Here is a 26486-nt window from a genome sequence, read left to right as displayed (position 1 = left end):
GAGGCATTAGGGCCTCTACCAGAGTGGACGATAGCGAACGAGCTTCTGCTCGTTTCTGGGCGATTGTACGACTGGTCCGAGACCGCCTCCGATCACAAACACGCGACGCTGCGCGAGAGGTATCGGAGCGCATCGGGCAGGCCGTACGCTACACTATCATGCAAGGAACGATCCGACGTGTTGCTCGTTCCCGGCCGCCGCAAGTATTTGCAATTCAGTATTTGCGATAAAGGCCGATCAGCTTGCCCTGGATGCGGACCCGGTTCGGCGGCAGGATGCGCACTTCATAGGCGGTGTTGGCCGGCTCGAGCGCGATCGATGCGCCGCGGCGGCGGAAGCGCTTCAGGGTGGCTTCCTCCTCGTCGATCAGCGCCACCACGATGTCGCCGGTGTTGGCGACGTCGTTGCGCTGGATCAGCGCCATGTCGCCGTCGAGGATGCCGGCATCGACCATCGAGTCGCCGCGCACCTCGAGCGCATAGTGCTCGCCGGCGCCGAGCATGTCGGGCGGCACGCTGATGGTGTGGCTGCGGGTCTGCAGCGCCTCGATCGGCGTACCGGCGGCGATCCGGCCCATCACGGGGACCGCGACCGGACGGTTGCCGTCGTCCTCGGCGATCGGCGGCGTGCTGGCGCGCCGGCCGAGGGTGCCTTCGATGACGCTGGGCGTGAAGCCGCGGCGGCCGTTGCCGCCGCCGGCCGAGAGTTCGGGCAGCTTGATGACCTCGATGGCGCGGGCGCGGTTCGGCAGGCGGCGGATGAAGCCGCGCTCCTCCAGCGCAGTGATCAGGCGGTGGATACCGGACTTCGAGCGCAGGTCGAGCGCATCCTTCATCTCGTCGAAGGAGGGCGGTACGCCGGCCTCTTTCAGACGTTCATTGATGAAACGCAGAAGTTCGTACTGTTTGCGCGTGAGCATCTCGAGTATTCCCCCGGTTGGTAGCGTCGTTCGATTCCGAGACTCTTCTGGTGGGGCCTGCATGCGGGCCTGACCTCAGGAGCATGTGCTCGTTGCACCTGCTTCCACGCGGCTTCCCGATTGTAGACACCAGTACTCGAAACAAATCATGAACGGACACTATATGTTCGATATGTGTTCCGCAACCACTTAATTTCCGGTGAACGGATCAGGCAACGCACAATCGGCGGGGCGCGAAAACCTTATTCGGGCAGTGTCAGGATCTCGCATTCGCTGCCTTTGACGGCCGCAGCCGCGAACGGCGGACGCACGAGAAGTGCCCGTGCCGCAGCAAGATTCCCGAGCAGCGACGAGTCCTGCTGCGTCACTGGCGTTGCGACCAACGTGCCGTCCTCGCGCGCTTCGAGCCGTGCACGCAGATAGTCCTCGCGCTGGTCGTTGGCGGCGAGGTCGCGGCCGAGCAGGGCGCTCGTGCGGCGATGATGAATCACTTTCCGGCCGCTCAGCGCCCGAATCAACGGCACCAGGAACAGGAAGGCGCAGACGTAGGACGACACCGGATTGCCGGGCAGGCCGATCACCCGCATCGCCCCTAACCGGCCATGCATCATCGGCTTGCCGGGCCGCATCGCAATCCGCCAGAACGTCATGTCGACGCCCTCGGCTTCCAGCGACCGCTTGACGAGATCGTGGTCGCCGACCGAGGCGCCGCCTGTCGTGATCAGGACATCGGCGCCGGCCTCGCGCGCCCGGCGGATGCCGGCCGTGGTCGCCTCCACCGTGTCGGCGGCAACGCCGAGGTCGACGGTCTCGGCGCCCTCGGCGCGCGCCAGCGCCCGCAGCGCGTAGCCGTTGGAATAGACGATCTGGCCGGGGCCGGGCTGCGAGCCCGGCATCACCAGCTCGTCGCCGGTCGCGAGCACCGCGACCTTCGGGCGGCGGCGCACCGCAAGTTCCGGATAGTTCATGGCGGCCGCCAGCGACAGCGCGCGGTCGGACAGGCGGCTGCCGCCGCTGAGCAGCACCTCGCCCGCACGGAAGTCGACCCCGGCCGGGCGGATGTGCCGCCCGACGCTGGCGGCCTCCGTGATCGTGATGTGGTCGCCGTCGACCGCGGTGTCTTCCTGGATGATCACCGCGTCGGCGCCATTGGGGATCACGCCGCCGGTGAAGATCCGCACCGCCTCGCCGGCGCCGACCGTCCGCTCGAACGGCCGGCCGGCGGCGACTTCGCCGATCACCTTGAGCCGGGCCTTTAGATCAGCCGCATCGGCGGCGCGCACCGCATAGCCGTCCATCGCCGACATCGGCTGCGGCGGCTGGGTGCGCAGCGCCGCGAGGTCGTGCGCAAGGGTGCGGTGGTAGGCGGCATCGAGCGCGACCATCTCCTCCGGCAGCGGTTCGGCGCCGGCGAGGACGGCGGACAGGGCATCGGCAACCGGCATCAGGGCCACGCTCAGAGCTCCTCAATTCCCAATGTTCAAATACCAAGTGCGGTCAAAGCCCTTGCCACGTCATCCGTCGATGTCACGTGGATAGCATGAAGGCCGCGCGCCCGCGCACCTTCGATATTGGCGGCCAGGTCGTCGAAAAACAGGATCCGCGACGCCGGCACGCCGATGGCTTTTACCACATGATCGTAGGCCTCGGCGTCGGGTTTGCGGAAGCCGATGCTAGAGGACAGGAAGACGTTGCGGAAATGGCTGAGCAGCTCGGCATGGGTGACCGAGAAATGCGCGACATGGGCCGGATTGGTGTTGGAGAAGGCGTAGAGCGGCATCCGCTCGGCGGCCGCCGCGAGCAGCGGCGCGATGCCCGGCATCTCGCCGGTGAAGATCGCATTCCAGCCCTCGAGAAACTGGGCGTCCGTGATGTCGATGCCGAGGGTCCGGCGCAGGCTTTCGAAGAACGCCGCGTCGTCGATCCGGCCGATCTCGTGATGCTTGAAACTGTCGTCGACGACAAAGCGGGTGGCGAGCTCGGCGGGCGCACAGCCGGCGTGCTGCGCCCAGTGCGCGATCACCTTGTCAAAGTTGATGTCGAGCACGACGCGGCCGATATCGAACAGCAGCGCGTCGACGGAGTTGGGAGAGAATTGCGAGGTCATTGCATGAAACCGTGTACGAGAATTGCTGGCAGGCGGCAATGTCCTCGATTTCGGTGACGGGTGTGTGGATTGCACGTGGCGTTGCATTCATTGCGAGACCGCTCCCGCGCGCACCACCGTCGTCCCGGCGAAGGCCGGGACCCATAACCACCGCATTTGATCAGGAACGGGATCGTGGCCCCAGCGTCGCGCAACAATTGAAATTTGGGATAATGGGTCCCGGCCTTCGCCGGGACGACGGCGGGTGTTGTCGCTTGTGCGTCAAACATCCGCATTCTCGCGACATGATCTGTCCGAGCCTTGCTCTTTTCACCCTATATTTTTGCTGCGGGGCTTGGCTTGCCGCGTCGGGCAACTCAGTGGCACGCGCGCGCGAGTTTTCGGCGCACCAAGCGGCTTGTTGATGCGCCCGGCGGCTTGGTGCCCGCCGGGCGTAGCTCTCACAGCCTGGACAGCGCCAAGCCGAGGTAACCGATCAGCGCACCGGTGCTGAGAATGATGACGACGAGCGCCTGTTCCGAGCGTGCTTGCAAGGTTTTCCGGGTCACGGCGTTGGACGCTCCGTCTTCGAGATCATGCGGTCCAACGAACAGCATCGATTTCCGTTCCGGTCCTTCCCGGGGAACCTTCACGACGTGCCCATGCAGGCCGCACGCCCGGCCGGGTGACGCGACGGAACAGGAATGCGGCCGCCTATGAGGGCGGCGCGATCCCCGGAACGGGGAAAGCGCGGCACATCTCGACGCTGTTCGACCTCAGTCGCTTGACGACGGCTGCATCTCCCTTCGATCGGAGCGACACCGCAATGAGTTCGGCGATGAGGCGCATTTCGGGTTCGCCCATGCCACGCGTGGTCGCCGCCGGCGTCCCGAGGCGAATGCCGCTCGGCCTGAGCGGCGGACGTGGATCGTCGGGAATGATCTGCTTGTTTGCGGTGATCCCGACGGCGTCGAGGATGTTCTCGGCCGCGCCGCCGTCCAGGCCGACGCTGGCCACCGTATCCACGACCATCATGTGATTGTCGGTTCCGCCAGTGATCAACGTCATGCCGCGTTCCATCAACGCTTCGGCCAGGACCTTCGCGTTGCGCATGACCAGTCCTGAATAGGCCTGAAAATCGGACGTCGATGCCTTCTTCAGCGTGACCGCGGTTCCGGCCACAACGTTCATGTGCGGACCGCCCTGCAATCCCGGGAACACCGACGAGTCGATCTTGCCGGCGAACTCCCGGCGACAAAGAACGATGCCGCCACGCGGCCCGCGAAGCGTCTTGTGCGATGTCGTCGTCATCACGTCGAAACCCTCATCGAGCGGATTGCGCAAGGCGTTGCCGGCGATCAGGCCGCCGTAATGGCTGACGTCGGCCATGGTCAGTGCACCCACCTCGTCGGCGATGCTCTTGAAGGACGCATAATCCAGATCGCGCGGATAGGAGCTGTAGCCGCACAGCACCAGCTTCGGACGGACGTGCCGGGCCATGGCGCGGAGCTCATCGAAATCGATGGCGCCGCCGTTTGACGGCTGCGTCTTGTAACGGGCGAAGTTGAAGAGCCGCCCCATGTGCGACACGGGCGCGCCATGGGTGAGATGGCCGCCGTGTGACAGGTCCATCGCCAATATCGTATCGCCGGGCTGCAGCAGGCCGAGATACACGGCCTGGTTCATTGGCGACCCGGACAGAGGCTGAACGTTGGCATGTTCGGCGCGGAACAGCGCGCACGCTCGCTGTCGGGCAAGGTTCTCTATCTGGTCGGTAAATTCCTGGCCGCCGTAATAGCGGCGTCCCGGATAGCCCTCGGAATACTTGTTGGTGAACACCGATCCAAGCAGCTCGAGAACCTCGGGATAGGTGTAGTTCTCCGACGGAATCAGCTCGACGCCGTCTTGCTGGCGGCGCTCTTCGCCCTCGAGCGCAAGGGCAACTTCCGAATCGTTGAGGTGGAGTTCATTGCGGAATGACGGCATGGTCCGGGCTCCCTAAGACGCTGGATCATCAGCTGAACGGGTTGCCCAGGCGAACGGCGTTAGAACCCTTCGCGCTTCACCGTGGTCAATTCCACGTAAGCTCGCCAGTCGCGCGAGGGGCGAATGAGCCTGCGAAGCTCATCGCGAGCAGAAGGCTATCCAATCCCAGGCGGGCTCGCAAGGGTTGGTCGCTGCCGCCGCCGCGGGCTCAGCGTTCGCCGAGATCGAGCTGCGTCAGGATGCCTTGCCGCAGCGCGAGGCGGACCAACTCGATATCGGTGCCGACCCCGAGCTTGTCCTTGATCAGGGAATGCAGGTTCGCGACCGTCTTGGGGCTGAGGTGCAGCGCCTCGGCGATCTCCTCGGTGGTGTTTTCCGCGAGCAGCATGCGCAGCACCTCGAATTCCCGCGCGGTCAGGAGGTCGGCAGCCTTGGTCTCGCCGGCAAGGTGGCTGAGCGCAAGCTCGTGGCCGATATCCGGGCTGATCGCGATCTTGCCCGACAGCGCATCCATCACGGCGTGCACCAGGGTCTCCGGCGGGCTGGTCTTGGTGACATAGCCGCTCGCGCCGGCGCGGATCGCCTGCACGGCAAAGGCCGCGTTCTGGTGCATGGTGAACACCAGGATTTTTGCGCGCCTGTCCCACTGCCGGAGGCGGCGGATGGCCTCGATGCCGCCGATGCCGGGCATCGACAGGTCCATGATGACGAGGTCGGGCGCGGTCTCCTTGTAGAGGCGGTAGGCCTCGACGCCGTCGGAGGCTTCGGCGACGACGCAGAGGCCCGGCTGCTTCTGCAGCATCGCCCGGTAGCCCTCCCGGACGACGGCGTGGTCGTCGACCAGCATGATCGTTCGCGCGGCTTGGCTCATGCCGCGCGCTCCACCGGTGCGGCCTCTTGGCTGGCTGCGACGGGAACGATGACGCGGAGCGAGGAGCCGCTCGGCTGTCCGGTCTCGAAACTGAGCCGCCCGCCCAGCGCGGCGACCCGTTCGCGCATGCCGAGCAGGCCGAGGCCGGACTTGAGCTGGGGATCGCCTTGCGGATCGCCGGGCTGGCCGTCATCGTCGATCGCGAGCACGATCGCGCTGTCGCCGCCGCCAGGCGGCGCCTCGCGCATCTCAAGCCGCAGCATCACGCGCGTGGCGCCGGCGTGCTTGGCGGCGTTGGTGAGCGCCTCCTGCACGATGCGGTAGAGATTGGCGCCGACGGAGGCGGCAAGGCGCTCGAACGATCCCGATATGGTGGTCTCGAACCGCGGCTGTCCCCGGCTGCGGCCGTTCCAGCCGGCGACCAGGCCCTCGAGGCTGGCCGCAAGTCCGAGTTCGTCGACATCGGGCGGGCGGAGCCGGAAGAGGGCGCCGCGCAACGTCTCCATCATGTCGGTCGCGGTCCGCGCGATGCCGTCGCATTCGGCGAGCAAAGGCGGGCATTCCGCCGCCGCGGTCTGGCGCGCCGAGGCGGCGAGCGCACGGATGGCGGCCAGCGACTGCCCGAACTCGTCATGCAGCTCGCGCGCGAGGTGCCGGCGCTCCTCGTCCTGCACCAGGATCAGTTTTTGCGTTAGCGCGTTGCGGTCGGAGAGCGCGGCGGCGAGGCGCTCGGCGAGCTGGTTGAAGACGTTGCCGATCGCCGACAGTTCGGCGAGGTCGAACGGCGGCAGGCGCGCGGCGAGGTCGCCTGCGGCGATCCGCTCGAGCCCGTCGCGGATCTGCCGCGTCGGACGCAGCGCGCGCGCCAGCGCCGCATAGACCAGGGCGCAGAGCAGCGGCAGCGCGATCATGAACACCGCCATCAGCCGGCCGGCATCGTGCCAGGCCTCGGCGGTCGGCACCGCCGGATCGATCCAGGCCACCGCCTCGCCGATGGCGTTGCCGCGCGAAACCACCTGCCGCACCGCCTCGCGGCCGGGATCGAACAGGCGGCGATAGAGCGCCGCGAAGGCCAGCGGCGGCGCGGCCGTGTCAGTCTGCGCGCCGCCGCAGAAGCGTTGGCTGATCTCGCCGCTATTGCTGCGAAAGGCAATGCACAATCCCGGCGTCATGACCGTAGCGGCAACGCTGTCGAGATCGGGAAAGTCGGAACGCGCATTGTTCAGCCACTGGATCTTGCTCTGCTGCAGCTCCAGCGTCTTGGCGGCGACATCGGCAACCGCCGCGATCCGCCCGCGCACCGAACGGTCGGCCTCGATCAGGAAATAGCCGGAGATGACGGCAAAGCAGAGCGTCGAGACGATCGCCACGCGCAACGTCAGCCGCAGTTTCAGATCGCTTCCGGACCAATTCCACATTGGCGTATCCTCAAGATCGCAGACGAGCCTCGGTGCGCGATCGCGGGCAGGGCCGTCAGGCACATTAAACGGCAGAACGGAGGCGCCGAGAAGCGCCGCTATGGGCGCGGACCATCGTCGTGAAATTTTCCCGGCACCGGGCGGGAGGCACTCCGCTGCGGCGCGGAGGCCCGCCGGCCTAGGCTGCGACCGACCCGCCCGCACCAGCAGCTGAAAGGCCCCAATCATGCGTCAGCCCCGTCTCGTTCTGCTCTCTGTTGCCTTGATCGGCCTGCTGGCCGGAATCTGTCCTCTGCGCGCCGAAGCCGGCACGGCGGTGGCATCCCCGCTTGGCGTCAGCATCGACGATTTCGGCTATGTCGATACGTCAGGCGAGGTGATCGATCAGACCGCTGCGCACCAGAGGCGGCTGGATGCGTTGATGCGGACGCTGCGCGCCGATGTCGCCGCGGAGCCGCACTATCGCCTGGTGCCATCGACGGCGCCCGCGGGCGAGGCCCGGATCAAGGTCATCGGCGGCGTGCAGAAGATGAGCACGCTGATCCAGTGGGCCAAGGTGGCGGTCATCGATGTCAGCGCGAGCCAGGTGCTCTACGAGAAGCTCTACACGTTTCGTGGCGACACTGACGAGGCATGGGACCACGCGGCGATGTTCGTGTCGCGCGAGGTGCGCCGTGCCCTTGCGGCCGCGCTGCCGCCGGCGCAGACCGCCGCCGCGGCGCCGATCGGGCTTGCGGTGTTCGAATTCGAGCTTGAGGACACCTCCGCGGCAACCGCGTCGGGCCTTGCCGGCTCCGATGCAGCCTATCTCGCCGATGTCACGAAGGGCGTGCGTGACCGGCTTGTGCAGTCGGGCCGCTACCGCCTGGTCGATACCGGCGGCGCGACCGCGGAGCCCGTCAAGGCACATGCGCTGCGCGACTGCGACGGCTGCGAGGCCGCGATCGCGCAGCAGCTCGGCGCCGATCAATCGCTGATCGGCGTGATCAGGCGGGTCAGCCGGACCGAATACACGGTCGGCTTCCAGCTGCGCGACGCCCGCAGCGGCGCGGTCGTCTCACGCGGCGACAGCGGCCTGCGGATGGGCGCCGATTATTCCTGGACCCGTGGCGCGGTCCGCCTGGTCGGCGACCGCCTGCTCGAGGGCGGGGCGCAGCGCTAGGGATGCGTCGCGGCCGCGGCTGCAACTCTGGCAAGCGGACCATAGCAAAGTGCGATAGCTGCTAGACACACCGTCATCTGGCTCCGGGCTCATGCGTGCGCTATCACCGCCGTCTGTTCACCGCACAGGAGCCGCCGATGCGTTTGCCCGCCATCCTCTTCGCTCTCACGCTCGCCGCAAGCCCCGCGGCAGCCGAGGAGCTGTCGGGCACGCTGCAGAAGATCAAGGAAACGAAGAAGGTCACGCTCGGCTTTCAGGAGGCTTCCGTTCCCTTCAGCTATCTCGACGACAATCAGCGGCCGATCGGCTTTGCGCTGGATATCTGCCTGAAGATCGTCGATGCCGTGAAGAAGGAGCTAGGCACATCTGACATCGCCGTCGACTACCTCCCGGTGACCTCGTCGAACCGCATTCCGCTGATGGTCAACGGCACGATCGATCTGCATTGCTCGGCGACCACCAACAGCGCCGACCGCCAGAAGCAGGTGACCTTCACCAACACGCACTTCCTCAGCGCGACACGCTTTGCCGCCAAGAAATCCGCAGGCATCAACACGATCGACGATCTCAAGGGGAAGTCGGTCACCGCTGTTGCGGGCTCGGTGAACCTCACGCAGCTCATCAAGGTCAACACCGAACGCAAGCTCGGCATCAACGTTCTGCCGGCCAAGGACCAGGCCGAGGCGTTTTTGATGCTGGAGACCGATCGCGCCCAGGCCTACGCGCTCGACGACGTCCAGCTTGCCGTTGCGATCGCGCGGTCGAAGCAGCCTTCGCTCTACATGATCAGCGAGGAGGCGTTCTCGAAGGCAGAGCCGTTCGGAATCATGCTGCGCAAGGAGGACACCCCGTTCAAGACGCTCGCCGACCGCGCCACGGCGGAGCTCTACAAGAGCCCAGAGATCGAGGTCATGTACAGGAAGTGGCTGGAAGCGCCGACCCCGCCGAAAGGTATCAATTACAACGTGCCGATGTCGCCGGCGCTGCGCCATGCCTTCGCCAATCCGAGCTCGAGCTTCGATCCCGATGTGTACGAGGTCGGCAAGTAGCAGAAAGTAGCCCGCATGAGCAAAGCGACATGCGGGTAAGGTCAGCTTGAATCGATGGCGGGACCCCGGCTGTCGCGCTCGCTCATCCGGGCTACAATTGGCCGACAGGGCGGCGGAAAACAGATCGCCGCGTCCAGCCATCAATCCATGGAACGGCTTTTCGCGCGCATGGCGAAAAACGAAATAGCGTCTCATATACATCGGGCGGTTTTCTCTTAAGCTCGCAGCAGTTGTGACTGTTGTTCAGGAGCTCAAGCCGGTGACTACGCCATTTTCGCTTTCGCGACGTTCTGCGCTCGGCGTGCTTGCCGGAAGTCTGATCACCGGCGGTGCGCGCGCGGAAACCGGGGCGGGAGGCGGCACCGATCTCAGCGGCGTTACATTGCGCGTTGCCTACTACAAGGGCGGCTGGCGCCAGCTGTTGCAGGCTGCGGGCGAGGACAAGACGCCGTACAGGATCGAGTGGAAGGAGCTCAACAACGGTGTGCTCCACATCGAGGCCTTGAACGGGGACGCGCTCGACATCGGTTCGGGCAGCGAGATTCCGGCGATGTTCGCGGCGCGCCAGAATGCCAAGGTGCGCTTCGTCGCCGTCACCCATGAGGATCTCAACATTCAGGTCACGGTGGCGGCGAAAGACGCGCCGATCCATTCGATCGCTGATCTCAAGGGAAAGCGCGTCGGCTATGTGCGCGCGACCACGGCGCATTATTTCCTCGCCAAGCAACTCGAGGAAGCCGGCCTTGCGTTTGGCGATATCGAGGCCATCAATCTGACGCCGTCCGACGGCTATTCGGCGTTCGCCTCCGGCAAGCTCGATGCCTGGGCGATCTACGGTTATAACGGGCAACTCGCGATCGCCAAGCAGGGCGCGCGGCTGCTCAAGACCGGCGCCGGCTATCTCTCGGGGAATTTCCCGATCTACGCCAATCCGAAGGCCCTCGACGATCCGCTGCGTCACGCGGCCGTGAGCGATCTGCTGCTGCGGATCCAGCGCGCTTATGCGTTCGCCAACAAGAATTTTCCGGTGTATGCGGCCGCGCAGGTGGCGGAGACGCATCTGCCGTTGCAGGACATCCTCGACCAGTTCGCCCGTCGCAGCGACGACTTCGCGCTCGCCGGGGTGACGCCTGACGTGCCGGAGTCGCACCAGAAGGTCGCCGACACCTTCCTCAAGCTCGGCGTGCTCGACGCGCGCGCGGAGGTTGGAAAATTCTGGGACACCAGCTTCAACGAAGCAATCGCGGCGGGCGCGGCGAGGCTCGCGAAGCTCTGACCGCGATCTGGCCTGTATAGGCTACGTCATTTGCGGGCGCGCCCGCGCAAATCGATTGTGGTTCTCGGAGATCGTCCGCTCATCCCGCGACCAACAGCAGTCCGCGTGCACCTCCAATGATTTACGGCCCCAGCGTGACGGCTGGGGCCGCAGGAGGTGGTGTGTGCCTCTGGGGCAATGAATCAGAGGACAGGCACTGAACCGCACACCGATGACAATGTTCCAACAGGCTGCGGCCCGCCGTGCCATGCTGCCATGCAGACTGAGAAGCTTGCGGACCGCGCCAGGACCGTACCATCATGACAGTGGCCGGCCCGAATCGAATGCGGGCCCGGTGGACGCCCCCAGCGTCGGCTCTCGCCCCCAAAGGGTGCCGGGGTCACATTTCCGCTTGCAGCTGATTTTTTCCGTTATGCCGATTGTTCTGCGGAGCCGACATTGAACCACGACGCATTGGCCAAGCTCACCGTCACCATCATTGTCCTGGTCGCGTTGCTGGTATGGCGCGTCGCCGACCAGAAGAAGTCGATTGAATGTGGAGCAAATTGCCCGACCGACCTCTCCGCGAGCCGCAAGGCCGCTCAATAGGATCGGACCACCTTCGCTCGACCGCTCGTGTCGAACCTGCGCCGATCAGGCTCAGCGAACTTTCCGGCGCCATCCGAGTTATGGTGCGCCGCCTAGCGCTTTGCGGGCGGGCCGCTCTTGTTGCCGGGCTGTCCCTTGATGTTCGACGAATCCTGTTCCTGGACATGCAGGTTCTGCGAGTTCGAACCGACCGTGCCCTGCTTGGCGGGCGGCCCGCTCTTGTTGCCCGGCGCGCCGGCGATCCCGGTTCCGGAACTCTGAGCGCTCGGAGACGTCGTCGCATCTGGGGAACCGGCGGCGGTATCGGGGCGTCCCGGAGGCGTTGCGGCGGCGCCGGGCCTGTCCTGATCGCCGACATAACCGGATTCACCGGAGTTGCGGGTCTTGGCGCCCTTGTCGGCCTCGTTTTGCAGGTTCTGGGCAGCCGCGTGTTGCGCCAGGATCGGGCCGGTTGCCATGGCACCGGCGATGAGCAGTGCGATCGTGCGGGTCCTCATGAGTGTCCCTCCTCTGGGTTGCCGGGGACAACACGTGTCGCGATCATCATTTCCTATGCGCGCGAAAAATCGCCGCGAGGGAACAGGCATGGCGAACCTGTCGCGGCCAGCTTCGGCGCAGCCATGCCGCGATCGGTTTGAGCTGCTAGACCGCCGGCGTGCCTCTATCGGCCATCGCGCGGTGCGTATATCGTCCGCGCCAAACACAAGATCGGTCCCGCCCGCCGGGTAACGACGCATGATGAGGAAGCGATGTCCGACAAGCTGCTGTTTTCGCCAATGGCCATCCGCGGCGTCACGTTGAAGAACCGCATCGTGGTGCCGCCGATGCACCAGTATTCCGCCGAGAAGGGCTTTCCGACCGACTGGCATCTGATGAACGCCGGCAAGTTCGCCGCCGGCGGCGCCGGTCTCGTGATCGTCGAATCGACCAAGGTCGAGCGGCGCGGCTGCGGCACGATCGGCGATCTCGGCATCTGGGACGACAAGTTCATCGCGCCGCTCAGCCGCCTGGTGGGCTTCATCAAGCAGCAGAACGCGGTCGCCGGCATCCAGCTCGGCCATTCCGGCCGCAAGGCGCGTGCGAGCCGGCCCTGGGAAGGCGATCGTCCGCTCGAACGCACCGCCGAGATCGAGGATTGGGATGCCTGGACGCCGGTGGCGCCGAGCGCGATCGCCCATAGCGAGCGCTGGCCGGTGCCGCGCGCGCTGGACACGCATGAGGTGAAGGACCTCGTCGCGGCCTGGGGGCAGGCGGCACGGCGCGCGCATCAGGCAGGGTTCGAGGTGCTGGAACTGCACGGCGCCCACGGCTATCTCGTGCACGAATTCCTCTCCGGCCGCTCCAACCAGCGCAACGACCAATATGGCGGCTCGGAAGCCAACCGGATGCGCTTCCTGATCGAGGTCACCGAGGCGGTGCGGGCGCACTGGCCGGATCACAAGCCGCTGTTCGTGCGGCTGTCGGTCGAGGACAATGCCGGCTGGGGCCCGGAGCAGAGCGCCCGGCTCGCCAGGATCCTGAAAGCGAAGGGCGTCGATGTGATCGACTGCTCATCGGGCGGAATCAGCGAGATGGCGCCGATCCTGGGCAAGGAGATCAAATACAACTATCAGGTGCCCCTCGCGGAATATGTTCGCGCCCATGCCGATATCATGACCATGGCGGTCGGCCTGATCATCCACGGGGACCAGGCCGAACAAATCCTGCGTGATAAACAAGCAGATTTGATCGCCGTCGGCCGGGAAATCCTCAATAACCCGAACTGGCCGATGGACGCCGCGCTCAAGCTCGGCGTCGAGGGGCCGTTCCGCAATGTTCCTCCGCAGTTCGGCTATTGGCTGGGCACGCGGGCCAAGCGCGGATTCGGCACCCAGCCGTCGACCTGGCAGAACGGGTTGCGGGAGACTGGGCCAAAGGCCGACGAAAGGCTGACAGGGGGCTGACAAGAGGCCGATCCGGCCACCGTGACAGGACCGTAATGGTCCGGTGACAGGGCGGCCTTGATCCGACCAAAAAGCCGTTGTGTGGTGCCCCGCGTCGGGGTGGGGCCGAATGTTGCGAAACGTTGCCGGCCGTTAGCGAAGGGATCACGGATAATGCGCAAACATGTTGGCTTCTTGCTCGGGACGGTCGCGGGCGCGTGTCTCACCCTGCTCGTGGCCTCGCCGCAGGGCGCACATCTGTTCGCCGTCGCCAACGCCGCCGCGCATTCCGACAACAGCAACACCTATTCGCAGCTCAACCTGTTCGGCGAGGTGTTCGAGAAGGTCAAGACCGACTACGTCGAGAAGCCCGAGGACTCCAAGCTCGTCGAGGGCGCGATCAACGGCATGATCTCCTCGCTCGATCCGCACTCCCGCTACATGAACGAGAAGGGCTGGGCGGAGATGCAGGAGACCACACATGGCGAGTTCGGCGGGCTCGGCATCGAGGTCACGATGGAGGACGGCTTCGTCAAGGTGGTGGCGCCGATCGACGACACGCCGGCCTCGCGCGCCGGCATCATGTCGGGCGACGTGATCACCTCGATCGACGACGACCAGATCCAGGGCATGACGCTCGATCAGGCCGTCAACAAGATGAAGGGCGCGCCCAACAGCTCGATCCGGCTGAAGATCATCCGCAAGGACGCCGACAAGCCGATCGAGGTCTCGATTACGCGCGAGGTCATCCGCGTGCGTCCGGTGAAGTATCACGTCGAGGGCGGCGACATCGGCTATATCAGGATCACCTCGTTCAACGAGCAGACCACCGAAGGGCTGCGCAAGGCGATCGGCGATATCCAGAAGCAGGTCCCGCAGGACAAGCTCGCCGGCTACGTCGTCGACCTCCGCAACAATCCCGGCGGCCTGCTCGACCAGGCGGTCTCGGTGACCTCGACCCTGATGCAGCGCGGCGAGGTGGTCTCGACCCGCGGCCGCAATCCCGAGGAAACCCAGCGCTTCACCGCGCATGGCGGCGACATGACCAAGGGCAAGCCGCTCGTCGTCTTGATCAACGGCGGCTCGGCATCGGCCTCCGAGATCGTCGCCGGCGCGCTGCACGACCACAAGCGCGCGACCCTGATCGGCACCCGCTCGTTCGGCAAGGGCTCGGTCCAGACCATCATTCCGCTCGGCACCGGCAACGGCGCGCTGGCGCTGACCACGGCGCGCTATTTCACCCCGTCGGGCCATTCGATCCAGGCACTCGGCATCAAGCCCGACATCGAGGTGCTGCAGGACGTGCCGGACGAGTTCAAGACCCGCTCGGAAATCAAGGGCGAGGCCTCGATGCGCGGCCATCTCTCCGCCGAGGGCGCCGAGCAGACCGGCTCGCAGTCCTACGTCCCGCCGGACGAGAAGAATGACAAGGCGCTGGCTGCCGCGTTCAACCAGCTGCGCGGCGTCACCGTCAATGCCGATGCCAAGAACGCCGACACCAAGGCCGCGCAGAAGCGGCCGGTGCCGAACTAGAACCTGACACAGGTAGTCCGGATGGAGCGAAGCGAAATCCGGGCTACGCAGCTGCCAAAATATCGAAAACAACCCCATGCAAAGTAGCCGGTGGTGGTTGGCGCTCGACCAGGCAATTGACACGTCGGGCAATTTCAGGGTATTCTTCTAATATTCCGAAATCGTGCAGACGCGCCCTCGGGTTCCCGACTTCCGAGCAGCCTTACGCCGCGCCGGCGACCGGTTTGCGCCGGCGCGTGGTGCTCGCGCCCGCGGCGGGGCCGCGGCGATGCCCGGCCAGCAGCTCGCGGATCTGGGCGGCGGGCTTTGGCGGGCTGAACAGATAGCCCTGCATTTCCGAGCAGCCGAGCTCGCGCAGCAATTGCTGCTGCTGCGCGGTCTCGACGCCTTCCGCCGTCGTCGTCATGCTGCGCTCGGCGGCGATGTTGACGACGGCCTCGACGATGCCGGCCGAGCCTTGCGGATCGGCGATGTCAGTGACGAAGCAGCGGTCGATCTTGATCTTGTCGAACGGGAACCGCTTCAGGTAGCTCAGCGACGAATAGCCGGTGCCGAAATCGTCGAGCGCGATCCTGATGCCGATGGCGCGCAGCTGGTGCAGCGCGGCCAGCGCCGTCTCGTCGTCGCGGATCAGCACCGCCTCGGTGATCTCGAGCTCGAGCCGGCTCGCTGACAGCCCCGACGATGCAAGCGCCGCGATCACCTTGAGCGCCAGCGTGCCGCTGCGGAACTGCACCGGCGAGACGTTAACGGCGAGCCTGACGTGGTCGGGCCAGTTCACGGCTTCCTTGCAGGCCGTCATCAGCACCCATTCGCCGAGCTGGTTGATCAGGCCGGTCTCTTCCGCAATCGGCACGAATTCGGCCGGCGAGATCATGCCGCGCTGTGGATGGCGCCAGCGCACCAGCGCCTCGCAGCCGGTGATCTCGTTGCTGCGCAGGTCGACGCAGGGCTGGTAATGCACTTCGAGCCCGCTGCCGGCGGCGATCGTCTGCCGCAACTCCATCTCGAGCTCGCGGCGGGCGCGGGCGTCGGCATCCATCGCCGGCTCGAAGAAGCGGAAGACGCGCCGGCCGGCCGACTTCGCCGCATACATCGCAAGATCGGCGTTTTTCATGATCTGGTCGAGATCGGTGCCGTCCTTCGGCGCCAGCGCGATGCCGATGCTGGCGTCGGTCGTGACCTGGTGGCCGAGGCATTGATAGGGCGCGCGGATCACCTCGTAGATGCGCGCGACGAGGTCGGCGACCTCAGCCTCGCTCTTCACCCCGGTCTGCACGATCGCGAACTCGTCGCCGCCGAGACGGGCGACGAAATCGCCGTCGCCGATCACGCCGCTCAGCGTCCGCGCCACGGACTTGAGAAGCTCGTCGCCGACCATATGGCCGAGCGAGTCGTTGACGCCCTTGAATTCGTCGATGTCGATATAGAGCACGGCAAGCTGGCTGTCGGGCGTGACATGCGGCAGCTCGCGTCTGATCTCCTCGTGGAACAGCGCGCGGTTCGGCAGGTCGGTGAGAGCATCGTAGTGGGCGAGATGCGTGATGCGCTCCTCGGCACGGCGGCGCTCGGTGACGTCCTCGTGGGTCGCAAGCCAGCCGCCGTCGGCCAGCGGCTCGTTGACGACCTGGACCGAGCGCCCGTCGGGCGTCGTGATCACCATGGTGTTGCGGATGCCGACGTCGCGCAGCACGAGATTGACGTAGCGCTCGACGTCGCCCTGGAACGATCCGGTCCGGTGACGATGTACGATAACGTCGCGGAAGCTGCAGCCGGGCTTGATGATGTCGGCCGACAAGCCGTACATCTCGATATAGCGCCTGTTGCAGATCACGAGGCGCTGCGCGGCATCGAACAGCAACAGCCCCTGCGTCATGTTGTTGACGGCGGTGTCGAGCCGCAGCTTCTCCAGCGTCAGGCGCTGCTGCTGGGCGCGATGCTGCTGCACCAGCTTGCGCACCACCAGCGTCAGCAGGATCGCGATCGCCAGCACCGAGATGCTGGTCACCGCGATCAGGATGCCGATCTGCTCGCGCCAGTTGGCGAGCGCCGCCTCCGTGGTGCTCGTCGCAACGACGACGATCGGGAATTTGGTCAGCGCCCGCGACGACACCAGGCGGTCCTTGCCGTCGACAGGGCTGGCGAGCCGCGTCGTGCTCTGCGGCAGCTCGAACACCTGCTGCTGATTGACCGGACCGTTGCGGAAGTTCCTCCCGATCAGCTCCTCGACATGGGGATAGCGCGCCAGCAGCGTGCCGTCGCGATGATGCATCGAGATCGCGGCGCCGTCGCCGAGCGCCACCGTGGAGAAGAACTTCTCGAAGGTCGCCGGCTCGATGCCGCGGCCGACCACGCCGAGGAACTCACCATGCGGACCGGTGACCTTGCGGACGATGACGGTGGTCCAGTTTCCGGTGACGCGGCTCACCACCGGCGCGACCTGCATGTCGGGCGAATAGGGGCTCGACTTGAAGATCTGGAAGTAGGGGCGGTCGGCAATGCTGGCCTGCGGCAGCGGCCAGGCGCCCGAGCTGTTGATCAGAACGCCGTCGGCGTCGAACACGTTGAGGCTGCCGACATTGGACAGCGCGTCCATCTTGGATTTGAGCATCGCATGAATGTCGGCGGCCGACATCCGGCGCTTGTAATTCTCCGGTGTCGCGATTGCGTTGTCGCGCATGAACGCGATCAGGTCGCGCTGGACGACCTCGAGATCGTCGAGCTGCTGGTCGAAATGCCGCGCCAGCAGCAGCACGGTGTTCTCGAGCTCGCGCTCACTGTTGTGCAGGGCGCGATCGCGGAAATTCTCCGCCATCAAGGTCGCGCCGATCGCGATCGCGGCCATCAGCACGGCGCCGCCGAGGATCAGCCAGCGGATCGGACCGCTGCCGATCACCGACTTGATATTGAACGAGGCGCCGCCGTTTGGAGTCATTTGCCGCAATCGCTTCCAGGTGTTTCACCCGGAAGTAGGTCTCGTGCACCCCCGGCCCGCGAAAGTCGTATCCAATCGAAATGGAGCGCGGGTTAGCGAGATTGGTTAACGAATGGTTGCGGCAAGCAACGCGAGGCCGTGACAGGAAAGAAGCCGTTAGGGCGGCTCGGATGGGCGACTAAAGCCAGCTCTCGCATTTCAGATATCTAGGCCGGTTGCGGCCTTCAGCTTCGCCTTGATAATTGCCTTGGCGAGGCCCGACAAAATATCGAGCGTCCACCCTCCGACTGCTTCCACGCTGGATTTCGTTTTGCCCCACACCTCGTCATTGCGAACAGAATCTAGAAAGTCGTGGCCTTCCCAAGTCAATCCGCGGAACGTCGTACCACCCGAAAGTGGCTGTGAACCTGGGCTATCCAGAAATCCTTGTTCTCTGATCAATCGCAGATGATAGGCGATTTCGTCTACGGTACTCCCAGGGACAGCTAGTCGTTCATCGTGGGGGTCGATGATCGCGATGCTCTGACCGCGCTGAGGCCAAGCTTCCAATTTGAGAAGCAGGGCTCGCACCAGATTCATGTCTCGTTTCATTTTCCCCAATCGAGGCTAATAGAACTTGCTAGCCGACAGTACACAAACATCTCGGAACGTATTCGCAAACGGTGCCTTCTGCCCTTTGATCTGCTTCTCCACCTCAGTTCCCAACCGGCCACGAGCTGCGATTGCCTGATCGGCAGCCGTCTCCAGCCGCTCCACGTCCGATTGTGGGTGGGCGAGTACATCCTTAGACATTGAGTTCCGTGGTAGTCGGATGATGTTCTTATTATGTTCCGCTTGTGTCAATGGAAGGTGCTGAAAAGGTCCCGCGATGGCTAACCAAACTGCCGAGGAAGCGAAGAGCACAAACGTTGCAAAGATGGGCGAGGAGCTCGGTGAGATCTATTCAGCTCTCTGGCAAGACGTGGCGGTCCTCCACTTCGATTGGCACGAATACGTTGAGCTTTTCGGAACCAAGCCCGAGCGGATTGATCAGATGAATGCGACGGCTCCGCATTTCTTTAGGCTAGTTCAAGACCGGCTATGGGAAACGACCCTGTTACATCTGGCCAGATTGACCGATCCGGCCGAGTCCCCGGGGAAGGGTGGGGGGCGTACTAATCTAACTATCAAGGCGGTCCCAGAGTATATTAGCGACGCTGCGCTGAAGGTGCGTTTGGCAACGTTTATCGATGATGCTGTCAAACTCACCGAGTTCGCCCGCGACTGGCGCAATCGACACATCGCGCACCGAGACCTAAAGTTGGTCCTTGAGCAGGCAACCGCCCCGTTGGCTGAAGCCAGCCGCGCGGACGTGAAAAAGGCACTGTCCGCAATTGCCGCTGTACTAAACGCCGTTTCAGCGCACTATACTAACTCGCAGACGGCGTTCGATTTCGGCGGTCCACTCGGCGGGGCTGTATCGCTTCTGTATATCCTTGGCATCGGCTCGCGAGCCAAGGAGGAGCGCGCCAAGCGGCTCATGGCTGGGACGCAAACGGCTGACGACCTAGTCATTCATAACGTGTGATCCATGCCAGCACAGCGCCAGTTTGGCAGTAACAAGAGCGGCGGCTTCAACACTGTCACCAAAGCCTACAAGAACGATCCGTCGATTGAAAATTATATCGCTCTGCGCAGGAAACATCCAAACGCTGAGATTGAAGTCGCAGTTACAGGTGGCATGGATCAGGCGTTTTATATCCAAGATATCGTAGAGCAATTCGGCATAGACATAGATTTGGTTCTTGGTGCTCTCGATGCAGACGCTGAAAAGGTAAGCCAACTATCTCTTTTGCTTATGGAGAAGATGGTTGAAGCTAAGCGTTTGTCTCGTAGAGGCCAAACGCAACTGATTAGGCGCGGTGTCGCGTTGCCCGACAAGCTCATAGATTGGCTCATCAGCATTTCGCTAGATGGCATGAGCTGGAACGACAACCTGCACATACCCCGAGACCTCATTGTGCTCATTCGCGAGAGAATTGGCGGAGCAAATTTTGAGTATGAGCGTGCATCGAAGGTGCACCAGCAGAAGCAATATGCGGCGATAATCGCCGGTCAGCTTAAGGCACAGGGGGTCCGGCCAACGTTCAAGGTCGTTGGCGATGCGTTCGGCGTGTCACCAAGCACGGTGAAGCGCTGGTTCAAACCAGGAGAGTTTGAGCGCGAAGCAAGCGTGTGGGCAAACTTGTGCGATAGCAATGGCCAGCTCCGTCCAATTGCCGAATTGCGGAAAGGCGTTGCAAGCAAAAGATAGTGCGCAACGGCGTGCCGTCGTTCATTGTTGACTTCGGGTAGAGGATTGCCACGGATGTCGAAAATGCGAAGGCGAGACAGGCTAAAAATTCGAGGGCCTTGGTTGTTTGAAGCGGAGGCCGAAGGGCCTCTCGGGCTCGCGGCTCTGCTACTATTATTGTTGGCCCTTATTGTCGCTAAGGGCTGGGGAGTGTTTTGAGGGGACCGCAAGCCGTATGCGTTACGGTGGATTCATGGCGCGTATGGGCTGAGCAAAGCTTGCCCTGATCGTTAGGCTGAGCATCGGTCGCGATCACGCGCCGGCGCGATAGTGCCCGGACTTGCCGCCGATCTTCTCGACGAGGTGGATGCCCTCGATGCGGATGCCGCGATCGACCGCCTTGACCATGTCGTAGATCGTCAGGCATGCGACCGAGACCGCGGTCAGCGCCTCCATTTCGACGCCGGTCGGCCCCGTCACCTTGACGCTGGCGCGGACGATGCAGCCGGGCAGCTTGCGGTCGGGTGTGATGTCGATCGTGACCTTGGTCAGCGCCAGCGGATGGCAGAGCGGGATCAATTCCGAGGTCCGCTTCGCCGCCATGATGCCGGCGATGCGCGCCGTCGCAAGCACGTCGCCCTTCTTGGCCTGGCCGGTCTCGATCAGCGCCAGCGTCGCCTTGCTCATCACGACGCGGCCTTCGGCGACCGCGGTCCGCTCGGTCGCGGGCTTGGCCGAGACGTCGACCATCCGCGCCTCGCCCTTGGCGTCGATATGGGTGAGGGCGGAGCCGGAGCCGGACGGCTCGGCCTTGGTCTTGCCCTTGCTCTTCCGCGCCATTGGGTCAGCGCGTTGCGGTGGCGCGCGGGGCGGCCTGCCGCGTCAGCAAGGCGCGGGTCGCCGCGGTGACGTCCTGCTGCCGCATCAGGCTTTCACCGACCAGGAAGGTCGACATCCCGACCCGTTCGAGCCGGGCGAGATCGTCGGGCGTGAAGATGCCGCTCTCGCCGACCATCAGGCGGTCGCGCGGGATCAGCGGCGCCAGCGCCTCGCTGGTCGCGAGCGTGGTCTCGAAGGTGCGCAGATTGCGGTTGTTGACGCCGATCATCGGCGAGCGAAGCTTCAAGGCACGGTCAAGCTCGGCGCGGTCGTGGATCTCGATCAGCACGTCCATGCCATAGCCGAGCGCGGCGTCCTCGATCTCACCGGCCGCCGCGTCGTCAAGCGCGGCCATGATGATCAGGATGCAGTCGGCGCCATGGGCGCGCGCTTCCGCCACCTGATAGGTATCGAACATGAAATCCTTGCGCAGCACCGGCAGGCTGGTCGCGGCGCGGGCCGCAACCATGAAGTCGAGATGGCCCTGGAACGAGGGCGCATCGGTCAGCACCGACAGGCAGGCCGCGCCGCCGGCCTCATAGGCTTTCGCGAGCACGGGCGGATCGAAATCGGCCCGGATCAAGCCCTTCGAGGGCGAGGCCTTCTTTACTTCCGCGATCAGCGCGTAGTCGCCGCGCGCATGCTTGTCCTTGAGGGCGCGGACGAAGCCGCGCGGGGCCGAAGCCGATTTGGCCTGCGCCTCGACCTCGGCGAGCGGATGGGCGCGCTTCGCGGCCGCGATCTCCTCGCGCTTGTAGGCCTCGATCTTGGTCAGGATGTCGGACATCGCTTAATGCCTTGCTTGCGCATGATCTGATTCGAAAAACCGGTTCCCACTTTTTCGGATCATGCTCAACCGTTCGAAACCGCGACCAGATGCTTCAGCCGCGCAGCGGCGGCGCCGCTGTCGAGCGACTGTACGCCGATCGCGACGCCTTCCTTGAGGTCCTTGGCGCGGCCGGCCACGATCAGCGCGGCGGCAGCATTGAGCAGGGCGACGTCGCGATAGGCGCTCGGCTTGCCCTGCAGCACGCTGGAGAGCGCGATCGCATTGGCATCGGCGTCACCGCCCTTCAGCGCCTCGCCGCCGACGCGGCCAAGGCCGGCGTCCTCGGGCGTCACCTCTGATGTCCTGATCTCGCCGTTCTCCAGCGTCGCAACGAAGGTCGGGCCGGTGAGGGTGATCTCGTCGAGGCCATCGGAGCCATGCACGACCCAGACCTTGTCCGAGCCGAGGTTCTTCAGCACCTGCGCCAGCGGCTGCACCCATTGCCGCGAGAACACGCCGACCATCTGCCGCTTGACGCCGGCCGGGTTCGACAGCGGCCCGAGCAGGTTGAAGATGGTGCGGGTGGCGAGCTCGACCCGGGTCGGACCGACATTCTTCATCGCCGGATGATGCGCGGGCGCGAACATGAAGCCGATGCCGGCTTCCTTGACGCAGCGCCCGACTTGTTGGGGCGTCAAATCGAGCTTGACGCCGAGCGAGGCCAGCACGTCGGCGGCGCCCGAGCGCGACGACAATGCGCGGTTGCCGTGCTTCGCCACGGGCACGCCGGCGCCGGCCACGATGAAGGCCGCGCAGGTCGAGACATTGACCGAGCCGGAGCCGTCGCCGCCGGTGCCGACGATATCGACGGCCTCTGCCGGCGCCGTGACCGGCAGCATCTTGCCGCGCATCGCGGTGACGGCGCCGGTGATCTCCTCGACGGTCTCGCCGCGCACCCGCAGCGCCATTAGCAGTCCGCCCATCTGCGAGGGCGTGGCTTCGCCCGACATCATGCTGTCGAAGGCGGACGCCGCCTCTTCACGCGTCAGCGTGGCGCCGGTGGCGACTTTTCCGATGATCGATTTCAGGTCGTCCATTCGCTGGCTCAGGGTCTGTTGTTGGAGCTTGATCGCCGCGCAGCGCGCCGTCGCGCTGTCCCGATCATGCTCAATTATTTGCGCCTGTCACCTGTGCGAAGGCTGCCTGGTTGATGGTCACGCCGATATCGGACTCGATCTTCGTGACATATTGCGCGACCTGCTCGTCGCTGAGCGACCGCCGCAGCGCCTCGGTGAGCTGCTTGGCCGCATCCGACGCGAAGTCGACCGGTGGCACCGTCACGTTGGTGACGCGGAAGACCACCCACTGGCTGCCGCCGGCGACGGAGGTCTGTCCGTCGCCATCCTTGGCGGCCCGGAATGCGGCCGCAATCACGCCTGCCGGCACGGCAGGCAGCGAGGCCTCGCGGTTGAAATTCGCCGCGGTTTCGACCTTGACGCCGACAGCGGCGGCTTCGTCGGCGAGCTTGGCGCCGCTGTCGAGCTTCTGGACGATCTCGGTCGCCTTGGCGCGCAGCTTGGTGGAGATCTGGTCCTCGCGCCACTTGGCCTCGACCTGGTCGCGAACCTCGTCGAGGCTGCGCTCGCGCGACGGCGTGATGCCGAGCACGTCGTACCAGACATAGCCGCCGTTGAACTGGATCGGGTCGTTGTCGACGCCGACGTCGCTGTTGAAGGCCTGCGACACCACGTCGAGACCGCGCGGGATGTTGGTCGCGACCTGGCCGTTCGGCAGCCGCCCGGAGCGATCGACCGCGTCGATGGTGACGGGGGTCAGCTTCAGCTTCTGTGCGGCTTCGACGACGCTGGCGCCGCCGCCGCGCTCGTCCTCCATCTTGTCGCGCAGCTCGGCGACTTTGGTGCGGGCGCGCTCGGAGGCGATCTCGTTCTTCACCTGCTGGGCGAGGCTCTCATAGCTCGGGGTCACGCCGGGCTCGACCTTGCCGACCTTGACCAGCGCGACGCCGAAGCGGCCCTGCACCGGCTGGCTGACTTCGCCTGCGGGCAGGGAGAAGGCGGCATCGGCGACGGCCGGATCGAGGATCGCCGACTTTGCGACCAGGCCGAGATTGACGTCGGCCAGATTGAGGTTGCGCTCCTTGGCGATGTCGTCGAACGACGCGCCCGACGCAATCCGCCCGCGCGCGGCCTGCGCCTCGCCGGCGTCCGGAAACACGATCTGCGAGACCTCGCGCTTCTCCGGCGTGCTGAGCCGGTCCTTGCGCTCCTCGAAGATCTTCCTGGCGTCCTCGTCCGACACCGTTTCCCACTTGCCGATCTCCTCGGGCGTGATCGCGACGAAGGAGATCTTGCGGTATTCGGGCGCGCGGAACTGGACCTTGTGGTCCTCGAAATAAGCGGCGAGCGCCTCGGGCGAGGGCGGATCGATGGTGCCGGCCTGGGCGGCGCCGAGCGTGATGTAGTCGATCGAACGCTGCTCGTTCTGGAACCGGGTCAGCGCCTCGACCAGCGATTTCGGCGGCTCGATCCCGGACGAGATGGTGCCGGCGATCTGGCGCCTGAGGCCAACGCGGCGCTGCTCGGCGATGTAGCGGCCTTCGGTATAGCCATAGTTGCGGATCACGGCCTGGAAGCGCTGCGGGTCGAACTGGTTGTTGAGGCCCTTGAAGTTCGGATCGTTGTAGATCGCGCGCAGCACCTCGGCGTCGGACACATTGAGACCCATGCGGCGCGCTTCCTCGTCCAGCGCGGCTTCCGCAAGCGTCTGCTGCAGCACCTGGCGGTCAATGCCGAAGGCGCGCGCCTGGTCCGGCGTCAGCGGACGGCCGAACTGGCGGCCAAGCTGCTGCAGGCGGTCGGTATAGATCTGGCGGAACTGCTCGGCCGAAATCTCGGTCCCGCCCACCTTGGCGAAGGTCGACTGGCCAAACCCCTTGAAAATGTCGGCAATGCCCCAAATTCCGAAACTGACGATCAAAACGCCCATCACCACGGCCATAATCGTCTTGCCGAGCCAGTTTGATGAGGCTTTCCGCATTCCTCGAAGCATGGGTCCAACTTGTTTTACAGGAGGGGAACCGGGTCGTGCCCAATGGGGAGCCGAAAGTCGAGGCTTTTGTCCCGCAGCAGGGCGTCACCGGATTGAAAACCCATCATAAAGTGGCCGAAGCGCCCCCGCAACCTTGGCCGCGCGGGTGGAAGCGTCGCACGGTGTGCGCGAAGCCGCGCTCTGGAAGTCGCCGCCCGGCTCTGATAGCGCAGGGACACGCTTGAACGATGGGAAATCCGACATGACCGACGCCATCCGGCCGCTGATCGCCGGCAACTGGAAAATGAACGGCCTGAAATCCTCTTTTGTCGAGTTCGACGCGATGCTGGCGGGCGCCGGCGATGTCGCCGGAAAGGCCGATCTCCTGGTCTGTCCGCCGGCGACGCTGGTCGGGGCCTTTGCCGACAAGGCGCGCGGCTCGAAGGTCGCGGTCGGCGCCCAGGATTGCCATCCCAAGGCATCGGGTGCCCACACCGGCGATCTCTCGGCGGAGATGTTCAAGGATCTCGGCGCGGTCGCGATCATCGTCGGCCATTCCGAGCGGCGCGCCGACCACGGCGAGACCGATGCCTTGATTCGGCAGAAGGCGGAGGCCGTCTGGCGCGCCGCTCTGACCGCGATCGTCTGCATCGGCGAGACGCGCGAGCAGCGCGACGCCGGCAAGACGCTCGATGTCTGCGGCACCCAGCTTGCGGGCTCGCTGCCCGACGGCTCGACCGCGGCCAACCTGGTCGTGGCCTATGAGCCGGTCTGGGCGATCGGCACCGGCCTGACCCCGACGGCCAAGGATGTCGAGGAAGTTCACAGGTTTATCCGGGGTCAGCTCACCGATCGCTTCAAGGGCGAGGGAAACAGGATCAGGATCCTCTATGGCGGCTCGGTCAAGCCGTCGAACGCGGCCGAACTGATGGCGGTGGCCAATGTCAACGGCGCGCTGGTCGGCGGCGCCAGCCTGAAGGCGTCGGACTTTTTGGCGATCGCTGCGGGGTGTTAGGCGGCGGCCGCGCCTCGAATTGGGCTCGCTTGCCGTCACCCTGAGGTGCGAGCCTTGCGGCGCAATTGCGCCGCTGGGCGAGCCTCGAAGGGTCGACGGCCCGCGGCTGGTGGCCGTGCACCCTTCGAGACGCGCTACGCGCTCCTCCAGCGACAAAGGCTTCGCCTTTGCGCGGGGGTGACGGGATTGGCAGTTGGCCGTGCGCACCTTTATCGAGCGGCGGGCTAGGCAGCTGCCGCCGCGCCGATCCGCTTCCAGTAGATCATCGTCCCGGTGAGGCCGCCATGCGGCTTCAGCGCGTAGTCCGGGATGATGCCGGTGAGCTGAAATCCCAGTCTTTCATAGAGTGGCGCGGCGCCATCCTCTTCGGCGGTGTCGAGCACCAGCAGTGTGCGCCCGTGCATGATCGCAAGCTGCTCGGCCGCGCGCATCAACTCCGTCGCCACGCCGCGATGGCGATGGGCGAGGCGTGTCATCATCTTTGCAATTTCCGCCCGATGCGGCTGGTTCGGCGGCAGTTTGAGCAGAAGCGTCACGGTGCCGATCAGTTCATTGCCGGTGAATGCGCCGAGCACGATGCGTTCGCCGCGCGCGGCGGCGCCGAGCGCGTCCTGCCAGAATGCATCGGCGTCATCCGGCGACAGCGGATGCATGAAGCTCACCGAGCCGCCGCCGGCGACGGTCTCGATCAACAGCTCGCGAAGGGCGCCGCGAATCGCAGGCGCATCCTCGAGCGGCTTGATGGCAAAGTGCGACAT

The 26486-nt window shown here is 65.0% G+C and carries 24 protein-coding genes and 1 riboswitch; of the genes, 9 read left to right on the top strand and 15 right to left on the bottom strand.

Annotated features, from left to right (window positions below; all coding sequences use genetic code 11):
* Positions 1-214 precede the first annotated feature (214 nt).
* The 7 genes from lexA to AC1VNY_RS26565 form a co-directional block, all read right to left on the bottom strand.
* Entirely contained in the window at positions 215-919 is a 705-nt protein-coding gene (gene lexA, locus AC1VNY_RS26595) for a transcriptional repressor LexA (RefSeq protein ID WP_016841600.1), read from the bottom strand.
* A 242-nt stretch (positions 920-1161) separates the two neighbouring features.
* Positions 1162-2373, bottom strand: a complete 1212-nt coding sequence (locus AC1VNY_RS26590) for a molybdopterin molybdotransferase MoeA (protein WP_482407426.1) — start codon at positions 2371-2373, stop codon at positions 1162-1164.
* 26 nt (positions 2374-2399) lie between these two features.
* Entirely contained in the window at positions 2400-3026 is a 627-nt protein-coding gene (locus AC1VNY_RS26585) for an HAD family hydrolase (protein ID WP_212061859.1), read from the bottom strand.
* 440 nt (positions 3027-3466) lie between these two features.
* Positions 3467-3622, bottom strand: coding sequence for a hypothetical protein (locus AC1VNY_RS26580; protein WP_168855882.1), 156 nt, complete (start codon positions 3620-3622; stop codon positions 3467-3469).
* A gap of 97 nt (positions 3623-3719) precedes the next feature.
* Positions 3720-4991, bottom strand: coding sequence for a serine hydroxymethyltransferase (locus AC1VNY_RS26575; protein ID WP_212057668.1), 1272 nt, complete (start codon positions 4989-4991; stop codon positions 3720-3722).
* A 36-nt stretch (positions 4992-5027) separates the two neighbouring features.
* A riboswitch (ZMP/ZTP riboswitch) is annotated at positions 5028-5113 on the bottom strand.
* An 86-nt stretch (positions 5114-5199) separates the two neighbouring features.
* Positions 5200-5862, bottom strand: a complete 663-nt coding sequence (locus tag AC1VNY_RS26570; protein WP_482407425.1) for a response regulator transcription factor — start codon at positions 5860-5862, stop codon at positions 5200-5202.
* A complete protein-coding gene (locus AC1VNY_RS26565) occupies positions 5859-7280 on the bottom strand; it encodes a sensor histidine kinase (protein WP_482407424.1) in 1422 nt (473 codons plus the stop codon). The genes AC1VNY_RS26570 and AC1VNY_RS26565 overlap by 4 nt, the downstream gene beginning before the upstream one ends.
* Positions 7281-7506: 226 nt before the next feature.
* Here AC1VNY_RS26565 and AC1VNY_RS26560 point away from each other — a divergent pair, with 226 nt between their 5' ends.
* The 4 genes from AC1VNY_RS26560 (at position 7507) to AC1VNY_RS26545 (ending at position 11355) form a co-directional block, all read left to right on the top strand.
* Positions 7507-8442, top strand: coding sequence for a DUF3280 domain-containing protein (locus AC1VNY_RS26560; RefSeq protein WP_482407423.1), 936 nt, complete (start codon positions 7507-7509; stop codon positions 8440-8442).
* 137 nt (positions 8443-8579) lie between these two features.
* Positions 8580-9491, top strand: a complete 912-nt coding sequence (locus tag AC1VNY_RS26555; protein ID WP_482407422.1) for an amino acid ABC transporter substrate-binding protein — start codon at positions 8580-8582, stop codon at positions 9489-9491.
* Between the two features lie 259 nt (positions 9492-9750).
* On the top strand, positions 9751-10767 hold the full coding sequence (locus AC1VNY_RS26550; RefSeq protein ID WP_482407421.1) for an ABC transporter substrate-binding protein: 1017 nt from the start codon (positions 9751-9753) through the stop codon (positions 10765-10767).
* Between the two features lie 438 nt (positions 10768-11205).
* Positions 11206-11355, top strand: a complete 150-nt coding sequence (locus AC1VNY_RS26545) for a hypothetical protein (protein WP_018271828.1) — start codon at positions 11206-11208, stop codon at positions 11353-11355.
* Positions 11356-11447: 92 nt separating this feature from the next.
* Here the strand turns inward: AC1VNY_RS26545 and AC1VNY_RS26540 are convergent, their stop codons facing one another.
* Positions 11448-11852: a hypothetical protein gene (locus AC1VNY_RS26540; RefSeq protein WP_482407420.1), complete on the bottom strand. Its 405-nt coding sequence runs from the start codon at positions 11850-11852 to the stop codon at positions 11448-11450.
* A 252-nt stretch (positions 11853-12104) separates the two neighbouring features.
* Between AC1VNY_RS26540 and AC1VNY_RS26535 the strand changes: the two genes are divergently transcribed.
* Together AC1VNY_RS26535 and AC1VNY_RS26530 are read left to right on the top strand one after the other, a co-directional pair.
* Complete coding sequence (locus AC1VNY_RS26535; RefSeq protein ID WP_482407419.1) at positions 12105-13298, top strand: NADH:flavin oxidoreductase/NADH oxidase; 1194 nt, start codon at positions 12105-12107, stop codon at positions 13296-13298.
* Between the two features lie 153 nt (positions 13299-13451).
* Complete coding sequence (locus tag AC1VNY_RS26530; RefSeq protein ID WP_482407418.1) at positions 13452-14810, top strand: S41 family peptidase; 1359 nt, start codon at positions 13452-13454, stop codon at positions 14808-14810.
* Positions 14811-15012: 202 nt separating this feature from the next.
* Here the strand turns inward: AC1VNY_RS26530 and AC1VNY_RS26525 are convergent, their stop codons facing one another.
* Entirely contained in the window at positions 15013-17745 is a 2733-nt protein-coding gene (locus tag AC1VNY_RS26525; protein WP_482407417.1) for a bifunctional diguanylate cyclase/phosphodiesterase, read from the bottom strand.
* Positions 17746-17943: 198 nt separating this feature from the next.
* On the bottom strand, positions 17944-18324 hold the full coding sequence (locus AC1VNY_RS26520; protein WP_482407416.1) for a DUF2513 domain-containing protein: 381 nt from the start codon (positions 18322-18324) through the stop codon (positions 17944-17946).
* A gap of 289 nt (positions 18325-18613) precedes the next feature.
* Between AC1VNY_RS26520 and AC1VNY_RS26515 the strand changes: the two genes are divergently transcribed.
* Positions 18614-19312: an AbiU2 domain-containing protein gene (locus AC1VNY_RS26515; RefSeq protein ID WP_482407415.1), complete on the top strand. Its 699-nt coding sequence runs from the start codon at positions 18614-18616 to the stop codon at positions 19310-19312.
* A gap of 3 nt (positions 19313-19315) precedes the next feature.
* Complete coding sequence (locus AC1VNY_RS26510) at positions 19316-20038, top strand: hypothetical protein (protein ID WP_482407414.1); 723 nt, start codon at positions 19316-19318, stop codon at positions 20036-20038.
* A gap of 291 nt (positions 20039-20329) precedes the next feature.
* Here the strand turns inward: AC1VNY_RS26510 and moaC are convergent, their stop codons facing one another.
* The 4 genes from moaC to AC1VNY_RS26490 all read right to left on the bottom strand — a co-directional run bounded on the left by moaC (position 20330) and on the right by AC1VNY_RS26490 (position 24734).
* Positions 20330-20857, bottom strand: coding sequence for a cyclic pyranopterin monophosphate synthase MoaC (gene moaC, locus AC1VNY_RS26505; RefSeq protein WP_482407413.1), 528 nt, complete (start codon positions 20855-20857; stop codon positions 20330-20332).
* A 4-nt stretch (positions 20858-20861) separates the two neighbouring features.
* Positions 20862-21683, bottom strand: a complete 822-nt coding sequence (gene trpC, locus AC1VNY_RS26500; RefSeq protein WP_482407412.1) for an indole-3-glycerol phosphate synthase TrpC — start codon at positions 21681-21683, stop codon at positions 20862-20864.
* 65 nt (positions 21684-21748) lie between these two features.
* Complete coding sequence (gene trpD / locus AC1VNY_RS26495; RefSeq protein ID WP_482407411.1) at positions 21749-22762, bottom strand: anthranilate phosphoribosyltransferase; 1014 nt, start codon at positions 22760-22762, stop codon at positions 21749-21751.
* Between the two features lie 70 nt (positions 22763-22832).
* Complete coding sequence (locus tag AC1VNY_RS26490; protein WP_482407410.1) at positions 22833-24734, bottom strand: peptidylprolyl isomerase; 1902 nt, start codon at positions 24732-24734, stop codon at positions 22833-22835.
* 241 nt (positions 24735-24975) lie between these two features.
* Between AC1VNY_RS26490 and tpiA the strand changes: the two genes are divergently transcribed.
* Positions 24976-25728 (top strand): triose-phosphate isomerase, encoded by a 753-nt coding sequence (gene tpiA, locus AC1VNY_RS26485; RefSeq protein ID WP_482407409.1) that lies wholly within the window; start codon positions 24976-24978, stop codon positions 25726-25728.
* A gap of 224 nt (positions 25729-25952) precedes the next feature.
* Here the strand turns inward: tpiA and AC1VNY_RS26480 are convergent, their stop codons facing one another.
* Positions 25953-26486 (bottom strand): GNAT family N-acetyltransferase, encoded by a 534-nt coding sequence (locus AC1VNY_RS26480; protein WP_482407408.1) that lies wholly within the window; start codon positions 26484-26486, stop codon positions 25953-25955.

This window comes from Bradyrhizobium ferriligni, from assembly GCF_056837965.1.
Note: the sequence above shows the minus strand (reverse complement) of the source record. Positions and strands in the feature narration are given on the sequence as shown.

Coding starts and splice junctions, on each gene's coding strand:
- lexA (WP_016841600.1), bottom strand. CDS start 919: ATGCTCACGCGCAAACAGTACGAACTTCTGCGTTTCATCAATGAACGT.
- AC1VNY_RS26585 (WP_212061859.1), bottom strand. CDS start 3,026: ATGACCTCGCAATTCTCTCCCAACTCCGTCGACGCGCTGCTGTTCGAT.
- AC1VNY_RS26570 (WP_482407425.1), bottom strand. CDS start 5,862: ATGAGCCAAGCCGCGCGAACGATCATGCTGGTCGACGACCACGCCGTC.
- AC1VNY_RS26530 (WP_482407418.1), top strand. CDS start 13,452: ATGCGCAAACATGTTGGCTTCTTGCTCGGGACGGTCGCGGGCGCGTGT.
- moaC (WP_482407413.1), bottom strand. CDS start 20,857: ATGGCGCGGAAGAGCAAGGGCAAGACCAAGGCCGAGCCGTCCGGCTCC.
- AC1VNY_RS26580 (WP_168855882.1), bottom strand. CDS start 3,622: ATGCTGTTCGTTGGACCGCATGATCTCGAAGACGGAGCGTCCAACGCC.
- AC1VNY_RS26560 (WP_482407423.1), top strand. CDS start 7,507: ATGCGTCAGCCCCGTCTCGTTCTGCTCTCTGTTGCCTTGATCGGCCTG.
- AC1VNY_RS26525 (WP_482407417.1), bottom strand. CDS start 17,745: ATGACTCCAAACGGCGGCGCCTCGTTCAATATCAAGTCGGTGATCGGC.
- AC1VNY_RS26535 (WP_482407419.1), top strand. CDS start 12,105: ATGTCCGACAAGCTGCTGTTTTCGCCAATGGCCATCCGCGGCGTCACG.
- trpD (WP_482407411.1), bottom strand. CDS start 22,762: ATGGACGACCTGAAATCGATCATCGGAAAAGTCGCCACCGGCGCCACG.
- AC1VNY_RS26490 (WP_482407410.1), bottom strand. CDS start 24,734: ATGCTTCGAGGAATGCGGAAAGCCTCATCAAACTGGCTCGGCAAGACG.
- AC1VNY_RS26565 (WP_482407424.1), bottom strand. CDS start 7,280: ATGTGGAATTGGTCCGGAAGCGATCTGAAACTGCGGCTGACGTTGCGC.
- tpiA (WP_482407409.1), top strand. CDS start 24,976: ATGACCGACGCCATCCGGCCGCTGATCGCCGGCAACTGGAAAATGAAC.
- AC1VNY_RS26555 (WP_482407422.1), top strand. CDS start 8,580: ATGCGTTTGCCCGCCATCCTCTTCGCTCTCACGCTCGCCGCAAGCCCC.
- AC1VNY_RS26510 (WP_482407414.1), top strand. CDS start 19,316: ATGCCAGCACAGCGCCAGTTTGGCAGTAACAAGAGCGGCGGCTTCAAC.
- AC1VNY_RS26575 (WP_212057668.1), bottom strand. CDS start 4,991: ATGCCGTCATTCCGCAATGAACTCCACCTCAACGATTCGGAAGTTGCC.
- AC1VNY_RS26515 (WP_482407415.1), top strand. CDS start 18,614: ATGGCTAACCAAACTGCCGAGGAAGCGAAGAGCACAAACGTTGCAAAG.
- AC1VNY_RS26480 (WP_482407408.1), bottom strand. CDS start 26,486: ATGTCGCACTTTGCCATCAAGCCGCTCGAGGATGCGCCTGCGATTCGC.
- AC1VNY_RS26520 (WP_482407416.1), bottom strand. CDS start 18,324: ATGAATCTGGTGCGAGCCCTGCTTCTCAAATTGGAAGCTTGGCCTCAG.
- AC1VNY_RS26540 (WP_482407420.1), bottom strand. CDS start 11,852: ATGAGGACCCGCACGATCGCACTGCTCATCGCCGGTGCCATGGCAACC.
- trpC (WP_482407412.1), bottom strand. CDS start 21,683: ATGTCCGACATCCTGACCAAGATCGAGGCCTACAAGCGCGAGGAGATC.